The organism is Methanococcoides sp. AM1 (genome assembly GCF_900774055.1).
Taxonomy (GTDB): Archaea; Halobacteriota; Methanosarcinia; order Methanosarcinales; family Methanosarcinaceae; genus Methanococcoides.
Window position 1 is genome coordinate 1 of record NZ_CAAGSW010000011.1, and the last position, 518, is coordinate 518.

1 protein-coding gene is annotated in these 518 nt (G+C 45.8%); it reads left to right on the forward strand.

What is annotated here, in order from left to right:
* Positions 1–518 (forward strand): S-layer protein domain-containing protein (locus E7X57_RS12175; protein ID WP_305791979.1); only part of this gene is annotated, 518 nt, incomplete at both ends.

Consider the following 518-nt stretch of genomic DNA (forward strand, 5'->3'; position numbering starts at 1 on the left):
CCAAGCTTCTCATGGACGATGACGAGAGTTACACCATGAGGACCGGTCAGTCACTTGAGCTTATGGAAGGCTATGCACTTACACCAAAGCAGATCGATGTCGATGGTAACAAGGTCTGGCTCGAGATCACCAAAGACGGTGAGTTCGTCGATGATGCAGTTATCAGCACCTCTGATGCTGACAAAGAAGAGAAGACCTGGTACTATGAACAGGAAGTTCTTGGAGAAGATGTCGTAACACTCATTGTCCATGTCGATGAAGTATTCCAGGGTCAGGTCGACAGCCTTTGTGTAATCGAAGGTATCTGGCAGATCTCTGACGATGCAATGGAAATCGAAGTCGATGATGAATTCGGTAAGTTTATCGTAACCGAAGATGGTACCTCAAAGACTATTGTCATGGAGCTTGATGATTCAATCACTCTTGATGAGGATGACTCCTACGAACTTACTGATGAGATCAGCTTCAAGGTTGCAGACAACTCTACTGTACTCAGGTACTACCCATTCGTCGAGAAG